The organism is Romboutsia weinsteinii, from assembly GCF_002250835.2.
GTDB lineage: Bacteria > Bacillota > Clostridia > Peptostreptococcales > Peptostreptococcaceae > Romboutsia_A > Romboutsia_A weinsteinii.
In genome coordinates, this window is sequence record NZ_NOJY02000007.1 from 86,514 (window position 1) to 107,491 (window position 20,978).

General features: G+C 28.4%; 15 protein-coding genes. 2 read left to right on the top strand and 13 right to left on the bottom strand.

The features are described 5' to 3' along the window. Positions 1 to 53 precede the first annotated feature (53 nt). The 5 genes from CHL78_RS05660 to CHL78_RS05680 all read right to left on the bottom strand — a co-directional run bounded on the left by CHL78_RS05660 (position 54) and on the right by CHL78_RS05680 (position 9,423). On the bottom strand, positions 54 to 4,307 hold the full coding sequence (locus tag CHL78_RS05660; protein ID WP_094368531.1) for a 2-hydroxyacyl-CoA dehydratase: 4,254 nt from the start codon (positions 4,305 to 4,307) through the stop codon (positions 54 to 56). A gap of 137 nt (positions 4,308 to 4,444) precedes the next feature. Continuing rightward, the gene (locus CHL78_RS05665; protein WP_116041248.1) at positions 4,445 to 6,046 is read right to left on the bottom strand and encodes a Na/Pi cotransporter family protein; all 1,602 of its coding nucleotides are present in this window, start codon (positions 6,044 to 6,046) and stop codon (positions 4,445 to 4,447) included. A 156-nt stretch (positions 6,047 to 6,202) separates the two neighbouring features. Continuing rightward, positions 6,203 to 7,384 carry a CD0519/CD1768 family membrane protein gene (locus tag CHL78_RS05670; RefSeq protein WP_094369540.1) on the bottom strand — a complete coding sequence of 394 codons (1,182 nt, stop codon included), beginning with the start codon at positions 7,382 to 7,384 and terminating at the stop codon, positions 6,203 to 6,205. A gap of 130 nt (positions 7,385 to 7,514) precedes the next feature. Next, complete coding sequence (gene gap, locus CHL78_RS05675; protein ID WP_094369539.1) at positions 7,515 to 8,573, bottom strand: type I glyceraldehyde-3-phosphate dehydrogenase; 1,059 nt, start codon at positions 8,571 to 8,573, stop codon at positions 7,515 to 7,517. 262 nt (positions 8,574 to 8,835) lie between these two features. Beyond that, positions 8,836 to 9,423 (bottom strand): YitT family protein, encoded by a 588-nt coding sequence (locus tag CHL78_RS05680; RefSeq protein ID WP_243446377.1) that lies wholly within the window; start codon positions 9,421 to 9,423, stop codon positions 8,836 to 8,838. A gap of 396 nt (positions 9,424 to 9,819) precedes the next feature. Between CHL78_RS05680 and CHL78_RS05685 the strand changes: the two genes are divergently transcribed. Beyond that, the gene (locus CHL78_RS05685) at positions 9,820 to 10,593 is read left to right on the top strand and encodes a YaaA family protein (protein WP_094369537.1); all 774 of its coding nucleotides are present in this window, start codon (positions 9,820 to 9,822) and stop codon (positions 10,591 to 10,593) included. 74 nt (positions 10,594 to 10,667) lie between these two features. On the opposite strand, the gene CHL78_RS05690 is transcribed toward CHL78_RS05685, so the two are convergent. The 4 genes from CHL78_RS05690 to CHL78_RS05705 form a co-directional block, all read right to left on the bottom strand. After that, entirely contained in the window at positions 10,668 to 11,492 is an 825-nt protein-coding gene (locus CHL78_RS05690; RefSeq protein ID WP_094369536.1) for a YihY/virulence factor BrkB family protein, read from the bottom strand. 113 nt (positions 11,493 to 11,605) lie between these two features. Continuing rightward, positions 11,606 to 13,303, bottom strand: a complete 1,698-nt coding sequence (locus CHL78_RS05695; RefSeq protein ID WP_094369547.1) for a phospho-sugar mutase — start codon at positions 13,301 to 13,303, stop codon at positions 11,606 to 11,608. A 271-nt stretch (positions 13,304 to 13,574) separates the two neighbouring features. Beyond that, positions 13,575 to 14,372 carry a G5 domain-containing protein gene (locus CHL78_RS05700; RefSeq protein ID WP_094369535.1) on the bottom strand — a complete coding sequence of 266 codons (798 nt, stop codon included), beginning with the start codon at positions 14,370 to 14,372 and terminating at the stop codon, positions 13,575 to 13,577. 254 nt (positions 14,373 to 14,626) lie between these two features. Further along, entirely contained in the window at positions 14,627 to 15,499 is an 873-nt protein-coding gene (locus tag CHL78_RS05705) for an EamA family transporter (protein WP_094369534.1), read from the bottom strand. A 370-nt stretch (positions 15,500 to 15,869) separates the two neighbouring features. Between CHL78_RS05705 and CHL78_RS05710 the strand changes: the two genes are divergently transcribed. Next, on the top strand, positions 15,870 to 17,222 hold the full coding sequence (locus CHL78_RS05710; RefSeq protein WP_116041250.1) for an APC family permease: 1,353 nt from the start codon (positions 15,870 to 15,872) through the stop codon (positions 17,220 to 17,222). Positions 17,223 to 17,261: 39 nt separating this feature from the next. Here the strand turns inward: CHL78_RS05710 and CHL78_RS05715 are convergent, their stop codons facing one another. The 4 genes from CHL78_RS05715 to CHL78_RS05730 all read right to left on the bottom strand — a co-directional run bounded on the left by CHL78_RS05715 (position 17,262) and on the right by CHL78_RS05730 (position 20,939). Then, on the bottom strand, positions 17,262 to 17,906 hold the full coding sequence (locus CHL78_RS05715; protein ID WP_094369532.1) for a pentapeptide repeat-containing protein: 645 nt from the start codon (positions 17,904 to 17,906) through the stop codon (positions 17,262 to 17,264). A 291-nt stretch (positions 17,907 to 18,197) separates the two neighbouring features. Continuing rightward, positions 18,198 to 18,848, bottom strand: coding sequence for a response regulator transcription factor (locus tag CHL78_RS05720; RefSeq protein ID WP_094369531.1), 651 nt, complete (start codon positions 18,846 to 18,848; stop codon positions 18,198 to 18,200). Between the two features lie 14 nt (positions 18,849 to 18,862). Beyond that, positions 18,863 to 19,504 carry a hypothetical protein gene (locus tag CHL78_RS05725; protein WP_094369530.1) on the bottom strand — a complete coding sequence of 214 codons (642 nt, stop codon included), beginning with the start codon at positions 19,502 to 19,504 and terminating at the stop codon, positions 18,863 to 18,865. Beyond that, positions 19,491 to 20,939 (bottom strand): sensor histidine kinase, encoded by a 1,449-nt coding sequence (locus CHL78_RS05730; RefSeq protein WP_094369529.1) that lies wholly within the window; start codon positions 20,937 to 20,939, stop codon positions 19,491 to 19,493. The genes CHL78_RS05725 and CHL78_RS05730 overlap by 14 nt, the downstream gene beginning before the upstream one ends. Between the last annotated feature and the right edge of the window lie 39 nt (positions 20,940 to 20,978).

Sequence of the window (20,978 nt, forward strand, 5' to 3'; positions counted from 1 at the left end):
TAAAAAAAGTACCTATAAAGTATTTTTTATTGCCAAGTTAAAATATTCTCTTGCTACATATTCTTAAAAGCTTTAGATAGCATAAGTTTTATTCTATTTAATTGATTTACCTCACTTGCAGATGGATCATAGTCTATTGGGACAATATTTGCTTTTTCATATACTCTCTTTAATTCTTTTACGGGACCCTTACCTGTAATATGATTTGGTAAACAACCAAATGGTTGCATACATATTATATTTTCTACGCCTTCATTGATTAATTCTATCATTTCTCCTGTTAACAACCATCCTTCTCCTGTTTGGTTTCCTAAAGATACTATTGATGTTGTATTTTTTGCAACTATTTTTATATTCTGAGGAGCTGAGAATCGTTTACTTTTATCTAATTCTTTTTTATAATTTTTCTGATATATGTTTATTAAAAATATAAGAAATTCGCTACCAATCTTTCTAGATAAATTTCCCTCTAAGTATTTGTATTTATATATACTGTTTAATGAACAACTTAAAAAGAAATTAATAAAATCAGGAACCACAGCCTCAGCACCTTCTTTTTCAATTATATCTACAATATTATTATTGGCAATTGGATGAAATTTAACTAATATCTCTCCAACTAAACCTACTCTAGGTTTTTTTGTATCAATAATTTCTAATTCATCAAATTCTTTAATTATATTTTTAATATTATGTGAAAACTCACCGAAGCTTCCACGTTCTAGAGAATTTAAACAAATACTAATCCATTTTTCATATAATTTATTAGTACTACCCATTTCTTTTTCGTAAGGTCTCACTCTATATAATACTTTCATTAATAAGTCGCCATAAAGAGTAGCCATAAATAATCTATTAATCAATTGAAATGAAATATTTTTTATTAAATCATTTTTTTCTATTCCGTTAACACTTAAAGAGATAACAGGAATGTTTTCAAATCCAGCGTCTCTTAGAGCTTTTCTGAGAAATCCTATATAGTTAGTTGCCCTACAGCCTCCTCCTGTTTGTGTTATTGCAACTGAAGTCTTACTTAAATCATACTGACCTGATTTTAGGGCACTTATTAATTGACCAATTACAATAATGGCAGGATAACATGCATCATTATTTACATATCTTAAACCTTCATCTATAATCTCATTATTATTTTCTTTTAATACTACTATATTATAGCCACTTAAATTAACTGCCTTTTCTATAAATTGAAAATGAATAGGAGACATTTGTGGAACTAATATTGTATCATTTATTGATATTTTGTTAGTTCTTTCATATGTTATATTATTATTTGATAAGCAATCAGTTTCTTGTTTATGTTGTAATTTTCTTTCTTTGACTGCTGCTTTTAGAGATCTTAATCTTATTTTTGCTGCACCTAAATTATTACCTTCATCAATCTTTATAACTGTATATATTTTTGATGTCTCATTTAATATTTCTTGTACTTGATCTATAGTTACAGCGTCTAGTCCACAACCAAATGAATTTAATTGAACAAGTTCTAAATAATCTCTATCTTTAACAAAACTTGCTGCTTTATATAATCTTGAATGATACACCCATTGATCTACAACACGAAGAGGTCTTTTGAGATTAGCCATATGACATATTGAATCTTCAGTAAGTACTGCCATACCTAAAGAATTAATTAATTCTGAAATTCCATGATTTATCTCAGGGTCTATATGATATGGTCTTCCACATAGCACGATACCTTGAAGATTGTTAGCTTCTAATTCTTTTATTGCTTTTTCTCCAGCCAACCTTATATCTTCTTTGAAATCAAATTGCTCTTTATATCCCTTATCTACAGCTCTTGATATGTCTTCCTTCTTTATATTTTCAAAGTATTTATTAAGCTCTTTAAATAGTCTCTCTTTAAGTTTTTCTTTTGCATTTAGGCTTATAAAAGGATTAATATAATTTATATTATTATCTCTTATCTTTTCTACATTATTTTTAATTACCTCTGAATAAGAAATAACTACAGGGCAATTGTAGTTATTATCGGCATTATAATCTTCTTTTTCTTCATTAGTTATACATGGATAAAATATGTTTCTTACACCCTTTTCAATTAAGTTTTCTATATGACCATGTACTAGTTTTCCAGGATAACATACTGTTTCTGATGCAATACTCGTTATTCCTTTTTCATAGATTTCTTTAGATGATCTATTTGATAAAACAACTCTAAAACCTAAATCAGAAAAAAAAGTAAACCAAAATGGAAAATCTTCATACATGTTTAATACTCTAGGTATTCCTATATCGCCGTACTTAGCATCTTGATTTTTTATAGATTTGTATTTAAAGATTCTGTCATATCTATACTTAAATAAATTAATATTTTCTTTTTTTGAATCAATTACTTTTGTTGTGCTATTTAAAAGTTGCTCTCCTTTTTCACATCTATTTCCAGACACAAATAACTCACCATCTAGACATCTATTTACTGTAAGTAAACATTTATTTGAACATCCTTTGCATCTTTCAACATTACTGTCTAGATTTATTAATTTTAATTGATCTTTTGAAAGTAGTTTGGTTTTATAACCTTTTGTATAATTTTCCTTAGCTATTAATGCTGCACCGAATGCTCCCATAAGTCCAGCTATTGATGGTCTTGTAACTTGTTTATTAATCAATTTTTCAAAGCTTCTTAGTACTAAATCATTATAAAATGTACCACCTTGAACTACTATATTATCACCAATCTCATTTATATCTCTTATTTTTATTACTTTAAATAATGTATTCTTTATTACTGAGTAAGAAAGCCCTGCTGATATATCTGATATGCTAGCTCCATCTTTTTGTGCCTGTTTTACTCTAGAGTTCATAAATACAGTGCATCTTGAACCTAGATCTACAGGTGATTTCGCATATATTCCTGCTCTAACAAATTCATCAATATTCATAGACAAAGAATGAGAGAATGTTTCTAAAAATGACCCACATCCTGATGAGCAGGCCTCATTTAAAATTATACTATCTATTACACCATTTTTTATTTTTAAGCACTTCATGTCTTGTCCACCAATATCTAATATAAAATCAACATTTTTATTGAAAAATTTTGCCGCCTTATAATGAGCAATAGTCTCTATCTCCCCATGATCTACCTTTAAAGCTTTTTTTATAAGTCCTTCTCCATAACCAGTTACAGTAGAACTAACAATTTTACTTTTTACTGGTAACTTATTATAAACTTCATCCATAATTTTGATTGTAGTTTTTAATGGATTCCCTTCATTACTTCCATAGTAAGAATAAATCAAATCTCCATTTTCATTTATTAATACAGCCTTTGTTGTTGTTGAACCTGCATCTATCCCTAAAAAACAATCGCCTATAAAATCTTTTATCTCCTTAACCTCAATAAAATCTTTATTATGCTTTTCTATAAAATTTTTATATTCATCTTCATTCTCAAATAGTGGATCAAGAATGCTATTATTGTCTATACAGTTAGATTCAATTTTATTTAATTTATTAATAATATCTTTTAAATATACTTCATCTTCATTCTTAGCTAATAAAGCTGCTCCAATAGCTATGTAAAGCTGTGCATCCTCAGGAAATATAATATCTTTATCTTCTATGTTTAATACCCTTTTAAAAGCTTCCCTCAACTGAGATAAAAAGTAAAGTGGACCTCCTAAAAAAGCTACCTTGCCATCTATTTTTCTTCCACAGGATAAAACACTTACAGTTTGAACTACTACTGCATTAAATATACTCATAGCTATATCACTTTTTCTTGCACCATCATTTATTAAAGGCTGTATATCTGTTTTGGCAAATACACCGCATCGTGAAGCTATAGGATATATTACTTTATAATCTTTAGCGAGTTCATTTAATCCATTAGCATCGGTTTTTAATAGCGATGCCATTTGATCTATAAATGCACCTGTACCACCAGCACATATACCGTTCATTCTTTGATCTATTCCACCAGTTAGATAGGTTATTTTTGCATCCTCTCCTCCTAGTTCAATTGCTACATCTGTTCCTGGGTTATAAGTTTCAATAGCTTTTGTAGAAGAGATTACTTCTTGAACAAACTTTACACCAATTTTTTTAGAAATATCAATTCCACCTGAACCTGTAATTATAATTTTTATAACTACATCTCCAAGTTTGTTATAAACATCCTCTAATACTTCTTTAATTGATTTTTTTACATCTGAGTAATGTCTTTTATATTCTTTATATATTATATTATCACTACCATCTAAAACTACTATCTTTACTGTTGTTGATCCTATATCCACTCCTAAATGATATATTTCACTCAATGTTATCCCCCCCAAAACAAATGCAAAAGTTAAATCTACTACTATTATTTTTATGAGCACATACTATTTTTTATGATTTAATAATAAAAATAGGTAGCTATTATTAGCTACCTATTAGTTATATGTTAGATGTATTTTTATTCGATTAAACTTCTCTTTGCAATGTTGGCACAGTGATCTGATATTCTTTCAAGGTTACTTATTAATTCTAGGTATAATATTCCAGCGTCTATAGTGCAATTACTATTATTTAGTCTATGAATATGATTAACTCTTATAGATTTTTCTATTTGGTTAACTTCATCCTCTAATTTCAGGATCTTATTTGCTAAGTCTTTATCTTTACTATCGATTAATTTAAGAGCATTATTATAGTTTTCTAGTACTTTTTCATACATTCCCCTTACTTCATTCACACCCTCTTGTGACATTTCAACATTTTGAGAGATAATATCCTGTGCTAGTTCTGCAATATTTTCTGAGTGGTCTCCTACTCTTTCTATATCATTTATGGTATTAAAGAGATCATCTACAGACTCTATTAAATCATTATTTAAAGAAGTTTTAGATAATTTTAACAAATAGTTAAGTAATCCCCGCTGAAGTTCATTTATTGACTTCTCAGTTTCAAAGGCGACTTTTACTTCTTCATCTGATTTATTTAAAAATCCATTCATAGAAGACTCAAAACAAATTTTTGCCTTTTGTCCCATTCTTAAAGTTTCTTTCATAGTGTTACCAAAAGCTATAGATGGCGTTTCTAACATTCTTTCATCTAGATACAATGTACTCTTCTCTTCACCATCATCTTTATTCGGAACAAGCTTTATCGCTGCCTGTACTATCCATTTTGAGAAAGGAAGTAATGCAGCTACAGAAATTAAGTTAAAAAGTGTGTGAGTATTAGCAATTTGTCTTGCAACATCATTTGGATTTAACCTTGTAACTAATGCAACAATAGGTTTATTCAGCACTAGCATGAATAATAAAGTACCCATAATATTAAATAATAAATGCATTACTGCTGCCCTTTTTGCATTTCTATTTGCACTAACACTTGAGATTAGTGATGTAACGCAAGTACCAATATTGTCACCATATAAAATTGGTAGGGCAGCTGTTATTGGTATTATACCTTGTGTAGCCAGTGCAATTAACATTCCCATAGATGCACTTGAACTTTGAACTATAGCTGTTATAGCAAAACCTAAGAATAAACCTAGAATTGGTCTATGTCCAACAGTTGCTAAAATATCTGTGAATCCCTGAAACTCAGCTAATGGTTTAACTGCATCTTTCATAAACTCCATACCTGTAAATAATATCCCAAATCCAAGTAGTATTTCAGCGATATTTTTTACTCTTGTTCTAGGTGCAAAAAGATAAAGCACTATACCAATTCCAAGTGCTATAGGTGCTATACCTTCTAACTTAAAACTTACTAACTGAGCAGTAACAGTGGTACCAATATTAGCACCCATGATTACTCCAATAGCTTGATTAAGCCCCATAATTCCAGCATTAACAAAACCTACTACCATTACAGTAGCTGCACTTGAACTTTGTATTATTGCAGTTACTACGGTTCCAACTAATACACCCATTAATACATTGCTAGTTAAAAGTTCTATTGTTTTTTTTAATTTATCTCCTGCTGATTTTTGTAGCCCTTCTCCCATAAGACTCATGCCATATAAAAAAAGTCCTAATCCCCCGATTAAACTTATCGCTATATCCAAAATTAGTCCTCCTTTTGATGATATTTTTAATTAAATCCATCTAAGTATATAATTAACTATTTGGCTTTTTTAATTCATAATTTTTCTATATGTATCAATGAAGCTTCAATAAAAAAACTGATTTAAAATTAATTAATTTTAAATCAGTTTAGATTACTACCCTATAATCATAAATATAAAGTGTGCACTTACACCGGCAAAAATACCACCAATTGTATGAGCAATTATAGCTTTACTTGTTAACTTTCTTGCATTTAAAGCATCCATCATACCAACATGAGTACTTAAATATCCACTCCAACACATTCCCATTGCAGTAAATACAGCTATATCATTAGGAGTAACTACTCCGTCAGTTATAAATTGAGGTACTAGTGACATAGCAGCACCAACAGCTCCTAAAGATGTAATTGGAAATGCTATAGCTTCTGGAGAAGTGAATCCAAATAGTGGTTCAAGTATGAAACTTAATTTTTCTCCTATTATCGGAAGTAGCCCTACACCCTCATATGCTGCCCCTGTATATACTACAGCTCCAGTAGTAGGGTCTGTAGAAGGACCAAAAGTTAATAGCATAACTAATGTACAAACAACTAATACTCCAGGTATTATAGCAAGTCCCATTTCTACTCCATTTTTTCCACCTTCTAATATAGAATCAAGTACCCTTTGGAATGTATTACCATCCCTAATCTCTCTGTAGCCTTCATCTACTTCAGTAGTCAACGCTATTTCATTATCAACTACCTTATTTGAATCTTCGTATTTATAAAACTTTTTAGTAAAGTGTATCATTATTCTTACACTCATAATACTACCTATTATCGCAGCTATATTCCCAATAATAGCAGGTAGTACAAACTCTTGACCTTGCGAAATCATGAATGTAGTAAGTATAAGCCCCATACCAAATGATGTTCCTAAGTTACATAGTGCTGGTATTTGGTAGTCTTTGAAATACTTTGTGAAACTTTTATCTTTGGCAAATGATATTATGGCTGGGTTATCAGATAAATAAGTGGTGATTGCACCAGCAATACTCGCACCTGGAAGCCCATATAATGGCTTCATAAATACAGCAAATATTTTATTGACTAATGCAATAACCCCAAACTCTGATAAAAGCCCACTTAAGGCTCCAGCTAACACTGCCATTGCCATAATTAAAAATACTGTATTCAGCAATAAGTCGTGTGCTGTATTCATTATTACTTTAAACATAATACCAGCACCCATAACACTTGCTATATACCCAAAACCTAGTAATAAAATAAGTAAAAATATAAATGTTTCTAAATTTACATCTTTTACCCTTCTCTTTTGAATTTGACTATCCATACAAATCTCCCCTCATGACCTTTAGTTTTTTCTATCATACTATTATAAAGGTAATTTTTGTTAAATTCAACTTTATATGACATTTTTGATAGTTTGATTTTAAACTTTAGGTTTGTAAGGAATCTAATTATTAAGCAAATGCAAGCTCTTTCGTACTTTTATTATTATTATTTAATATTAACCCTTTTGCTACATAATTTGCTAAATCTACAGTTCTAGATGAATATCCCCATTCATTGTCATACCATGATACAACTTTAATCATATTATCTTCTATTATCATTGTAGAAAGTCCATCTACTATTGATGATCTTGAATCTTGTCTATAATCTATAGATACTAGAGGCTTATCACTATATCCAAGTATATTTTTCATCTCATTTTTTGAAGCTTTTTCTAGTACAGAGTTTACTTCTTCTATTGTAACGTTTTTTTCTAATTCACAAACTAAATCAACTAATGATACTGTTGGAGTAGGAACTCTTACAGAGAATCCATTTAATTTTCCTTCTAGCTGAGGTAATACTTTTGATACAGCTTTTGCTGCTCCTGTAGTTGTAGGAATCATAGATTCACAAGCAGTTCTTGCACGTCTTAAATCTTTGTGTGTTTTATCTAATATTCTTTGGTCATTAGTGTATGAGTGTATAGTTGTCATTAAACCTTTTTTTATTTTAAACTCATCATCTAATACCTTCGCTAATGGAGCTAGGCAATTCGTTGTACACGATGCATTAGATATTATATTATGTTTATTTTCATCATACTCTTTCTCATTGACACCCATAACAATAGTTATGTCTTCATTTTCTCCTGGTGCAGTAATAATTACTTTTTTAGCTCCTGCTTCAATATGTTTTTGAGCAAGTTCTCTCTTAGTAAAAATACCTGTAGATTCTATTACAATATCTACGCCTAAATCATTCCATGGTATTTCTTCTGGGCTATTAAAAGATAATATTTTTATTTCTTCAGAGTTAACGCATAGTGTATCTTTACCTTTTGTACTAACTTCGCCTTTAAATGTTCCATAGCACGAATCATAAGTAAATAAATGTGCTAGTGTGTCTACATCTGCTCTTGCATTTATTGCTACTATTTCTATATTAGAGTCTAGGTTTTCTTGAGCAATTCTTAATACTGCTCTACCTATTCTACCAAATCCGTTTAATCCAACTTTTATTTTCATATTAATTCCCCCTCAATGTGTATTAATTCTATATTTATAGTACACTATATATTTTATTAGTGCAACATAATCTATTTTTTAACTATATATACAGCTCTTTTTTCATAATCAAATCATATATATAATATTTTTTATGTTATTTTTCTTATTTAGTGTAGTTTAAATATCAAATTAACGTACAACAAAAGAGTTATCCTGAAAACTTTTTAACAAGCACTTAGTTTAATTGCTTGTTAAATGTTTTTTAAGGATAACTCCTTTATTAATTAGTGACTAATTCATTTTTCTCATTATTATGATAATAAATAAAGTCTATAACCTTACCACTTATACTTACAGCTATAAGGGAATAAAATACATCAAATATAGATAAATATAACAAAGATAATAATAGTACCATTATATCCGTTAATAAATAAACACGACCTACATTTAAAGATGTAGTCTTAGCAATTACTAATGCTAAAGCATCGTCTCCTCCTGCTGCACATCCTGCCTTTATTATAATTCCAACTCCACTTCCTACAGTAAGACCTGCCAATATGGTTACAATAAACATACTATCAAACTTTGGAAATATCGGTCCTATAGATTCAAATACCTTATAAAATAATGAAAAACTTATTGAGGCAATTACTGAATAGATAAAAAATTTTTTACCAAAGAACCTGTAACCAAGTAATAGAAGTGAGCCGTCAATTATAATATTTGCAATTGAGGGTTGTATATCGAATAAATTCTTAAGCAGTAGTAAAAGTCCTAACACTCCACCTTCTGTAATATTATTTACATAGTAAAAGTTATATACTCCAAAAGCTAGTATTATTGAGCCTATAATAATTAAACTCATTTTTTTCGCAAATCGCCGCCTGGCCATAATATCCCTTCCTTTTTCTGATTTATTAATATTATATATAAGTGAGTGTGTGTTGTATACTGCCACTTAGTTATTTTTTTAACACGCTAAATTTCATCATTTTTTTTAATGTTTTTTAGTGTATTTTTTTAATTTTATTGTATAGAACCTGCATACTGTGTTCTTTCAAGTGTTACAAAGAATAATCTTTTGTAAAAGTTTACATTAATTTTATAAAAGTTTAGTATTGATAAGTTTATGTTTATATTAATTTTTTATTTATTTACTTATACTAATATTTATTTTATTTTTTAATAAATCAATTTATTTTGGGTATAAATTTAGTATAATTAATTGAAAACTAAATTTATATTATTTGAGGTGACAAATTTGATAACTATTATTTCTCCTACTACTACTATGGATTTTACTAAAAAAGTAAATATAAAAAATTCATCTAATCCATTCTTTATTGAAGAAGCAAACTATTTAATTAGTATCTTAAAAAATTTAAAGGTTGATGAAATAAGAAATTTGATGAATCTTAGCGAAGACTTAGGGAAGTTAAACTTTGAGCGATACAATAATTACTCGAAAAAAGACAATCTAAGAGCTCAAAGTATTCTTGCATTTGATGGAGAAGTTTTTAGTTGTGCTAATATACATGAGTTTAATGAAGATGATTTTGATTTCGCTAATACTCATTTTAAAATACTATCAGGTCTTTATGGTGTCCTATCTCCATATGATATTATAGAACCTTATAGGCTTGAGATGAAAAGTAAATTTAAAAATAATTCAGGAGATAACTTGTATAAGTTTTGGAAAGAAAAAATAACAAATAAACTTTGTTGTGAGCTTGAAAATCAAACTAATAAGATACTGGTAAACCTTGCATCTTCTGAATACTTAAAGTGTATCGATTTAAAAACTATAAGAAGCTCTTATAGTTTTGTAGATGTAGTGTTTAAAGATTATCATCCTTCTACTGATAGTTATAAAGTCAAAGGGATGTATTCTAAGCAGGCTCGTGGTTATATGCTTAATTATATTATCAAAAACAAAATTGATATTGCCGAGGATCTAAAACTTTTTAATGAACAAGGATATACATTTAATGAATCTCTATCATCTGAAGAAAGTTTTGTTTTCACAAGGAAATAAATTTTAATTGTAAAAGCAAAAGAAGTATGAATATATAGTTATATATTCATACTTCTTTTTATATTTATCCATTTTTATTTAAGACTTCTTCTTAAATATATCCTGGCATTTACTTCTAGACCAATAAGCATAGCCCAACTACTCAAATACATCCATGTCATTAAAACTATTATACCTCCAATACTACCATAAATAACATCATATCTTGCATAATAATTAGTATAATATGAGTATCCAAAGGATACTATTAACCAACCAAAAGTTGATACTATTGCGCCTGGCAGAGCTTCTTTCATCATGATTTTTTTGTTTGGAGTGTATACATACAAACTTACAAAGATAATAATAACGGTCGTTATACCTCCTGTATATCTACAGATATTCCATATTTTCATAAAGATATTATCTAAACCTATTAGATTAAAAATAAAATATCCTAGTTTTTCACCATAAACTAAAAATATCATAGAAGAAAATATTAAAAGTAGTAAGATTAGTGTAAATATTAAGGCAATCCTAAGCCTCTTAATATATGATCTAGACTCTTTCATTCTATATGCTCTGTTTGTAGCCTTTATTAAAGCAACCACAGCTCTAGATGATGTCCACATTGTAAGAATAAAACTCATTATTATAAAGCTTAAACTTCTGTTGTCTCTAGCAGAATTAATTATTGAATATATAAGCTCAAATGCACTAGGAGGAATAATATTTTGAAGAAGCAATATATATTTATTTAGATGTATTACAGGAATATAAACAATAGTACTAATTGTAAACATTAAAAATGGGAATAAAGATAATATCAAATAAAAAGATATTTCAGCTGCTTTAGAATTTATATCACTATAGTATGAATTTCTAATAATTTTCAATATAGTATCTTTGCATATTATCATTATCTCACATCCCCCCTTAGCAAAGTATAAATTTAAAACTATAGCCTTATATATATTTATACTTTGACTATATATAAAAAAGACTAGGATTTTATCCTAGTCTAGTTATTTATTTACATTAATTTTTCTAATAAAGCATCTATGTCTTTGTTTATTCCATTTAATTTAGAATCAGCTTCTGCTTCATCAGCACCTTTTACAGCTACATAGAACTTAAGTTTAGGTTCAGTTCCTGATGGTCTTACTGCTACCCAAGATCCGTCTTCTAAGAAGTATTTTAATACATCAGCCTTTGGAAGACCATCTATTCCTTGCTTATAGTCTTTAGAATCAACTACTTTAGTATTATTTAATTGAGATAACTCATTTTCTCTAAAGTAAGCTATTATTTCTTGTATTTTATTAAGACCTTCTATACCTTTTAAAGTTATAGAAATAGTTTTTTCTTTAAAGAATCCATAGTTTTTGTATAATTCCATTAATCCTTCATATAAGCTCATACCTTTTGAGTAATAGAACGCAGCCATCTCAGATATTAAAACAGATGCAACTACACCATCTTTATCTCTTGCATGTGTTCCAACTAAGTAACCATAACTCTCTTCATACCCAAATAAATAAGTATTAGAATTAGTTTCTTCAAATCCTTTTATTTTTTCACCTATAAACTTAAATCCAGTAAGTACACTCATAACTTCTATGTTATTTGCTTTCGCTATATCTGCTCCAAACTCAGAAGTTACTATTGTTTTTATTAATGCAGAGTTATCTTTTAACTCATTCTTTTCTTTTAATCCTTCTATTATATAGTTAGTTAATAATCCACCAATTTGGTTTCCTGTAAGAAGTGCGTATTCCCCAGTAGTTGTCTTTACAGCAACCCCTACTCTATCACAATCTGGATCAGTAGCTATTACTAGATCTGCTCCTTGTTCTTTTGCTAAAAGTATTCCTCTATTTAACGCTTTTTGCTCCTCTGGATTAGGATAGTCAAGTCCAGCAAAGTTTGGATCTGGCATCTCTTCTTCAGCAACAACTAAAATATTTTCAAACCCAACCTCTTTAAGTGCTCTTCTTATTGGAACATTACCTGTTCCACAAAGTGGAGTATAAACAATCTTGAAATCTTTTCCTATATTTTCTACTAAGTCTCTTCTTATTACTTGCTTTTTAACTGCTTCTATAAAAGATGTATCATCATCTTCTCCAAGCATAATAACTAAATTTTTATTTTCTTCAGTTATTGTTGGTATTGTACTATAGTCTTTTATACTGTTTATTTCTTCAGTTATTGTATTTGCTATGTGAGGCATAACTTGAGCCCCATCTTCCCAGTATACTTTGTATCCGTTATATTCTGGAGGGTTATGACTTGCAGTTATTACTATACCTGCAATAGCGTGTAAGTTTCTTACTGCAAATGATAATTCAGGAGTAGTTCTTAAACTATCAAATATATATGCTTTTATTCCACATGCAGCAAGAGTATTAGCAGCTTCCATACAGAACTCTCTAGACATATGTCTATTGTCATGTGCTATTACAACTCCTCTATTTTTTTCTTCATCAGTTGTATTTTTTATTATGTAGTTTGCAAGTCCAAAAGTAGCTCTTCTTACTGTATAATTATTTATTCTATTAGTCCCAGCAGCTATTACACCTCTAAGGCCAGCAGTTCCAAATTCTAAATCTTTGTAGAATCTATCTTCTATTTCTTTTTTATCATCTTTAAGTTTAGCTAGTTCTTCTCTTGTATTTTCGTCGAAGTAAGGATTATTCATCCACTCTTCATATGTTTTCATGTAATCCATTGTTTTTACGCAATCCATAGTGTATTCCCCTTTGTTTGTTTATTTATTATCGTAGTAGTTTTACTGTAATTATTATTTTATATGTTTTTAACTTTTAAGTAAAGTTTTTCAAATCAAAAAATCTCGACATTCATCGACCGAATATTATATTTTCTGATTACATACAACAATAGCTACACAAAATAAGTGTAGCTACATTACTAGTAATTTTCTTCAAATATTAAGTTTAGCATTATTCTAACTAGCTAAGTATGTAATAAATATGTTACTTCTAATTAATAACAATATCTATTGTACGTCTTCCCCAGCTATAAGCCTCACTTTCACTTCCCATGAAGATATCAATTTTATTTCCTTTTATCGCTCCACCACAATCTTCTGCTACAAATGTCATCCCAAATTGTGGTATATAAACTTTTGTCCCATAAGGTATCACACTCGGATCTACAGCAATTGTGCCCCATTTAGGTACTGTACCAGTTGAAGTTATACCATCACCTGCATATGCAGTAGCAACAACTTTCATACCGTTTCCGCTTCTTGAACTTTCTCCTCTAGATGCAACTATAACCTCTTCTTTTATTCCCTTTTTTACAACTTTATCTACAACATCCTTAGAAATAGCCTCACTTACTAAAGCTTTATCTACTAACTCTCCATCATGGTATGTTAATTTGTAAGATAATTCTTTTTTCCCATTTTCTCCATCTTGTTCTATCTTTGTTTTTCCTTTTTCAAGGTTATTATCTTCAATTATTTTAGTCTCGTATTCAATATCCTCATATTCAGTTAGCTGCTTAACATTAACATCTACTACCTTAATTGTCATATAGTCCTCTAGCTTTGTGTCTACACTAGGGCTAATTTCATCGTCATCATCATACTCTATATTATTTTCTAGTAAAACTTCTTTAATAGAGTTTTTAAAGCTATGTACTTTTATTTCTTCTCCCTTTACAATCAAAGTAAGTCCTTCTTTTTCTAAAGTCCAATATCCACCTAAAAATACTATCAATAGTAATACAGCTAGAGTAGCTGATATAATAATTTTCTTATCTCTCAAACTCATTATTTTCCCCCCTATTTAAAATTTAAATAAAACGTAAACTTCTAGAATCTGATTGTCATATATTTGTAAATTATATTAATAGCTCTCTTAAAATATGTAACTAAATTGTAACTATATGTTTAGGACATGTCAATTGACTTTTTTGTCACAATATGCTCCACTTGTTTTTTCAATGGTTACAGATCATATTTTTAATTTTGATTTTATGTAAAAATAAAATAAGACCAACTCTCGTTGGTCATTTAGTGAAGTCTTTATATAATTAATACTAATGTTCCAAACACAACTAGTATCAATCCTATAAAAGATTTCTTTGTAAGTTTTTCCTTTAAGAAAATATATGCAAAAGATACAGTAACTAAAATACTTAGTTTATCTATTGGAACAACAATACTTGCTTTTCCTTCTTGCAAAGCTTTGTAATAAAATAACCACGAAAGCCCTGTTGTAAGTCCAGACAAGCATATGAAAATCCAACTCTTTTTATCTATATTTTTTATTTCACCTTGCTTTTTCATCATAAATACAATAACCCAAGCCATTATCAACACAACTATGGTTCTAATAGCTGTACCTAAGTTTGATTCAACATTTTCTATTCCTATCTTACTAAGAATAGATGTCATACTAGCAAATATAGCTGATAAGAATGCATATACTATCCATGAAATATTACTGCTCTTATTAACTGAATAGTTACTATTTTGTTCTTTCTTTTCTATCATTAAATATGTACCAAAACCTATTGCTATCATTCCAATTGTCATATATATGTTTATTTCTTCACCTAATAGTACAAATGCTAATACCATTGTAAGTATTGTACTTGATTTATCTATTGGTACAACTTTATTCACATCGCCTAGTTGAAGAGCTTTAAAATAACAGATCCAAGACCCCCCCGTCGTTAATCCAGACAAAATTAAAAATACTAAGCTTCTGCTACTAATGTCATATATACTATTTTGAGAACCTACAATAAATACCATAGCCCAGGCAAACAGAAGTATGACAATACTTCTAAGAGCAGTCGCTAGGTTAGAGTCTGTATTTTTTATACCTATTTTAGCAAGTATCGATGTTATTCCTGCAAACAAAGCAGATGCAAAAGCATACATTATCCACATAAAATATTCCTCCTATATCATATTAATATATTAATTATACACTAAAGGCGAATAATAGTCATTATCATAAAGTGAATATCAATTTTTAATTTCTTTATTTTTCTGAAATTACTTTGTTTTCTAAATAGATTAATTATAGTATAGATTCACACTTGCCTTAAAATATAAACTTTATTTACCTATTATTTTCATACTTTCATAAAATCTAGTAATTTCAATACCTACAATTCCATAAAATGGTTACGTCATTTATTTTTGTCGAATTTTGTATTTTTTCATTTAAAAAAATATTGAAATACACAATGTTTATATTATAATAATACTTGCGTTCTAGCAATTCGACATAATATGCAACAAGAAAGGTAAGAAAATGGAAAAGAAAAATCTACAGAAAAATCTTGGATTTGCTGCGGCTTTATCAACAGTTGTTGGTATGGTTATTGGTGGTGGTGTATTCTTCAAGCCTCAAGCAGTATATGAATTAACTGGTGGAGCACCAGGACTAGGAATGGTGGCATGGGTCATAGCAGGTATAATGACAATAACTGCAGGTCTTACTGCCGCTGAAATATCAGCTGCAATACCTAAAACAGGTGGTATGATGATATATATCGAAGAGATATACGGTAAAAAATTAGGATTTTTAACTGGATGGATGCAATCAGTTTTATTCTTCCCAGCTACTATAGCCGCTATATCAGTTATGTTTGGACAACAATCTGCTATATTGTTAGGAGACCAATCATTGGTTATACCTATAACAGTAGGTGTAATATTACTAGTAGGTGTATTAAATACTTTAGGATCAAAAACAAGTGGAGCTATACAGACAGTATCTACAGTTTGTAAGTTACTACCTCTTGTATTAATAATAGTATTTGGATTTTTAAATGGTAGTGGAGACAACTCAATAATGCAACCTATGGTTGGAGAAGGAGTTAAATCTTCAAGTATAATAGGTCAGTTATTAGTTGCAATATTATTTGCTTATGATGGATGGATTAATGTTGGTGCTGTAGCTGGTGAAATGAAAGATCCTGGAAAGGATTTACCAAAAGCAATAATAGGTGGATTAACTTTAGTTATGGGTGTATACGTTATAATAAATATAGCTTACCTTTGGGTGTTACCAGCAAGTGATTTAGCAAACTATGCTTCTCCAGCTTCAGTAGTTGCAGAAGTTTTATTTGGTAAAATAGGTGGTAAAGTAATAACTGTAGGTATACTAGTATCAGTATTTGGATGTATAAATGGATACTTATTAACTGGTCCAAGAATTACTTATACTTTAGCTCAACAAAAAACTTTACCTAATGCTTTAGGCAAATTAAATAAATACGATGTTCCAGCTAACTCTACAATATTAATGGCAGTACTTTCTGCACTATATGCTTTATCTGGACAATTTAACTTATTAAGTGATTTATCTATGTTTGCTGTATGGTCATTCTATGTATTAACATTTATCGGTGTAATAAAACTTAGAAAAACTCATCCAAACTTACATAGACCATATAAAGTACCAATGTATCCTGTAATACCATTAGTAGCAATAGCTAGTGGATTATTTGTTGTAATAGATCAATTATTCCTTGCAGGACCTAAAAGTACTATGATGTCTTTAGGCGGAGTTATAATAACTCTTATAGGATTACCAGTTTACAACTATATGATCAAAAAGAATGGATTAGAAAATAATAAAAGTATAAAAAATGCTGCATAAGTAGTCTAAAAGACCTGTAAATAATATTTACAGGTCTTTTTATTGTATAACTATTCCCATTAATCTAGTCAAATCAAGCGCTTGTACTACAGTAAACTTTGCTCCTTTTATATCTTTTAAAGTTAACTCTATATCTTCTATGCTACAGTTTGTGAAATCTACATCTGATAGTTTCATGCCTGTAAATACACTTTTATTTAGATTCACAGAATTTAATAAAAGCTTTTCATTTATTACATCTTGAAATACAGAGCTTTGACAATCAGAACCTTCAAAATTCACACCTTTAAATTTTGAAAAAGCAAAGTTAGAGAATTTACATATACTATCTTTAAATGTTACGCTAGTTAATACAGAGTCGTCAAATCTTGCACCTATTAACTTACAGTTTATAAACTCAACCCTATACAAACCACTGTCAGAGAAATTAATATTAGATAGATCACAATTTTCAAATACAACATCTGTTATATCACTCTTTTTAAAATTACAATATTCAAATGTAGTATTTTTGAATATGCAAGTATTAAATTTAACTTTAACATCTTCTATTCCATTGATATTTATATTCTCTATTAAACTATCTTCGATAGCTTCTTTTTCATAAATTGTATCGGCTACATCGTCAATATTTTCTAATATATTATTTATTATTGGTTTTTGTATTTTTACTTTTTTGCTCATGTTTTAATCCTTTCATGGTTATTGTAGACTTTATATTATAATCTAGTTTATAATAACATATTTATTGTAAAAGTATGTTATTTTTTCATATATAATTTAGCTAGTTTTTTGATATAAATCTTTATTAATTTTTTTCAATCATTTCTACTAGGTAGTTACATGTTTTATTATGTACTCAATTCTTATCTTTTATCATTAATTTCAAATCACTATTCATATAAATAAAAAAAGATGTATCGACAATACCATCAATACATCTTTTTTATTTTAATAATATAAACTTATCTCAGATTAGTCTTCTAATCTATAACCAACCTTAAATATTGTTTTAATATATTCTTTTAATTCTAATTTCTCTCTTATCCTCTGAACATGTATATCAACAGTTCTACTTTCACCTATATACTCATACCCCCAGACTCTATTAAGAATCTGATCTCTAGATAGTGCAATATTTCTATTTTGTAAAAATAACATAAGTAATTCATATTCTTTAGCTGTTAAGTATACATCTTCATTATTCATTTTTACAGTTCTTTGGTCAGTATAAACTTCTATATGATTAAATTTAACAACCTTTTCAGATTTATTGCATCTTCTTAATACAACTTCAATTCTTGCTAAAAGCTCTATTGTCTCAAATGGTTTTACTATATAGTCCTCTGCTCCTAATCTTAACCCTTTTACTCTATCAAGTACTGATTCTTTTGCAGTTACAAATATTACAGGTATATTGTAGCTATTTATTTCCTCAATCAGTGAAAATCCATCGATTCCAGGAATCATTACATCTAGTAAAATTAAATCAACTGTATCTTTTTCTAAAAATTCTTTTGCTTTAATACCATCTTCCGCACAAAATACTTCATAACCAACCATCTCTAAATTTATTGCTATCAAATCTCTTATAGCATCTTCATCTTCTACAACTAAAATACGCATACATACCTCCATATTTAATCTTGCTGATACTCTACAATTGACTTATTACCAGAATCAATTGTTACTGTAAATTTATCTTCAACATCACTTTTATTTGTAAATCCAATGGTTTGAAATACTCCCTCTAAGTCTCCATAGTTATCTTTTTTTATATTGGTTATCTCGTACTGGTTTAAATCAATATCTAATTGATTAGTTAACTTTTTAATTAGCTCTATAATATCATCTTTACTTAACTCATTATTATTTGTTTCTTTATTATAAGGTTCGTATATAAATATAGATGTTATTTTTCCTGAATAAGCATCTATTTCACATATGTAGCTACCTTTTAGATTGTATCTACTCCATGATATTGTCCATTTATATTGTTGAACTTCTAAAGATTCTTTATATATGGTAATATATTGATCACAATCATTACTATTTATTTCAATATCCAGTCCATTCTTAAAAACCTCAAGTGCTAAATCTATAGCTTTTTGTCTGCTTACTAAAACACTTTTTTCTTTATCATAGTCCTTGTAATCAACCACGTCTTTTTGGCTATATAATATGCCCTCTTTAATCGAAAATTTATTATTGTATATTAAGAAAGAAATTATAATCAATATAACAGCTATAGATATTAACATAGCTATTCTATTTTTCATCATTTTTCATCTCCTTCTCAAATTCTAGAGTTACCTCTGTTCCTTTGCCTATTTGACTATTTATAATAAATTTAATATTATGCAATTCACAAATTTCTCTACATATTGATAATCCTAATCCTATACCATTATTTTTTCTAGTTCTTGCCTTATCAACCATATAAAATGGCTCTAAAATTTTATCAAGGTCTTCTTGATTGATTCCTATTCCTTCATCTTTTATCTTAATAACATAGTTTAATGATTCACTATCATAATTTCCACAGATATTAATCTTTCCACATTCATTAGAAGCTTTTATTGCATTATCTATAATATTTGTCAACAAAACTATTATTAACTGCTTGTCTGCATATATATAGTGATCTTTAACATTAATAATTAAATCAATATTATTTATATCAATTTTATATTTTAATGAATTATATGAACTTAATACACATTCTCTTACTTGTATATGTTGTGAATTTATCTTTTTTTCCCTTAATAAAATTAATTTTAGAAGTGTTGAGTTTAGCACTTCTAGCCTTTTAGCTTCTGAATTAATATATTTTAAAGCTTTTATTTTAGTATCTTCATTAACCTTCCCTTTTAAAAGTAACTCCGAATAGCCTATTATAGATGTTATTGGTGTCTTTATCTCATGATTCAAGCTATCAATAAATCTTTGTTTTGACTCATTTACATAGTGTAACTCTTTTATATTACTTTCAATAACATCAATCATAGCATTAAAATTATTCTCTAGAACTTCTATTTCATCATAGCTTTTATGTTCTTTTACTCTCTTCTTATAATTTCCTTTTGCAATTTCAATAGATGCATTGCTTAATTTTACTATTGGTTGTGTAAGCTTTCTTGAAATTAAATACATCCCTATTGCTAAAATTGTTAAAGTAATTACATCTAATACAAGGAAAAACTCATAATTGCCTATCCTTTCATTGTATACTGGCTGAATATCTTTTGATAAAACTAGCTTAAACTCAATATTTTGTAAATTAATTACTGAGCTAACAAATAAATATCTTTTATTATCAATATTTCTTATAATGAATGTTCTATCGTTTTCTTTAGCTTTAATTACTTCTTCTCTTTCACTTAAAACATTAATATTAGAGTTAGATATTAGTTTTTTATTATCTTCTGTAAATATTTCAATATTTGGTATAGTTAAATTATCATTTATTACATAACCATTGATAATAATATTAAGCCACTCTTTCAGATTTTCTTCTGTACTTACATTGACTGCTGATGTAAAATCTGTGTTTAGATATAATATGGACTCTATATTAGAATACTGGTCTATAGTAGATTTCACTGTATTTTTTAAGTTGTTATTATGTATTTTTTCTATTAGTATGATACCAGTTCCATTAAATAAAAATATAAATAATATAACTGAATACAAAAATATCTTTTTCCAAAACTTCATATGTCCACCATTTATTCTAAATTTCTAGAATAACTTTCT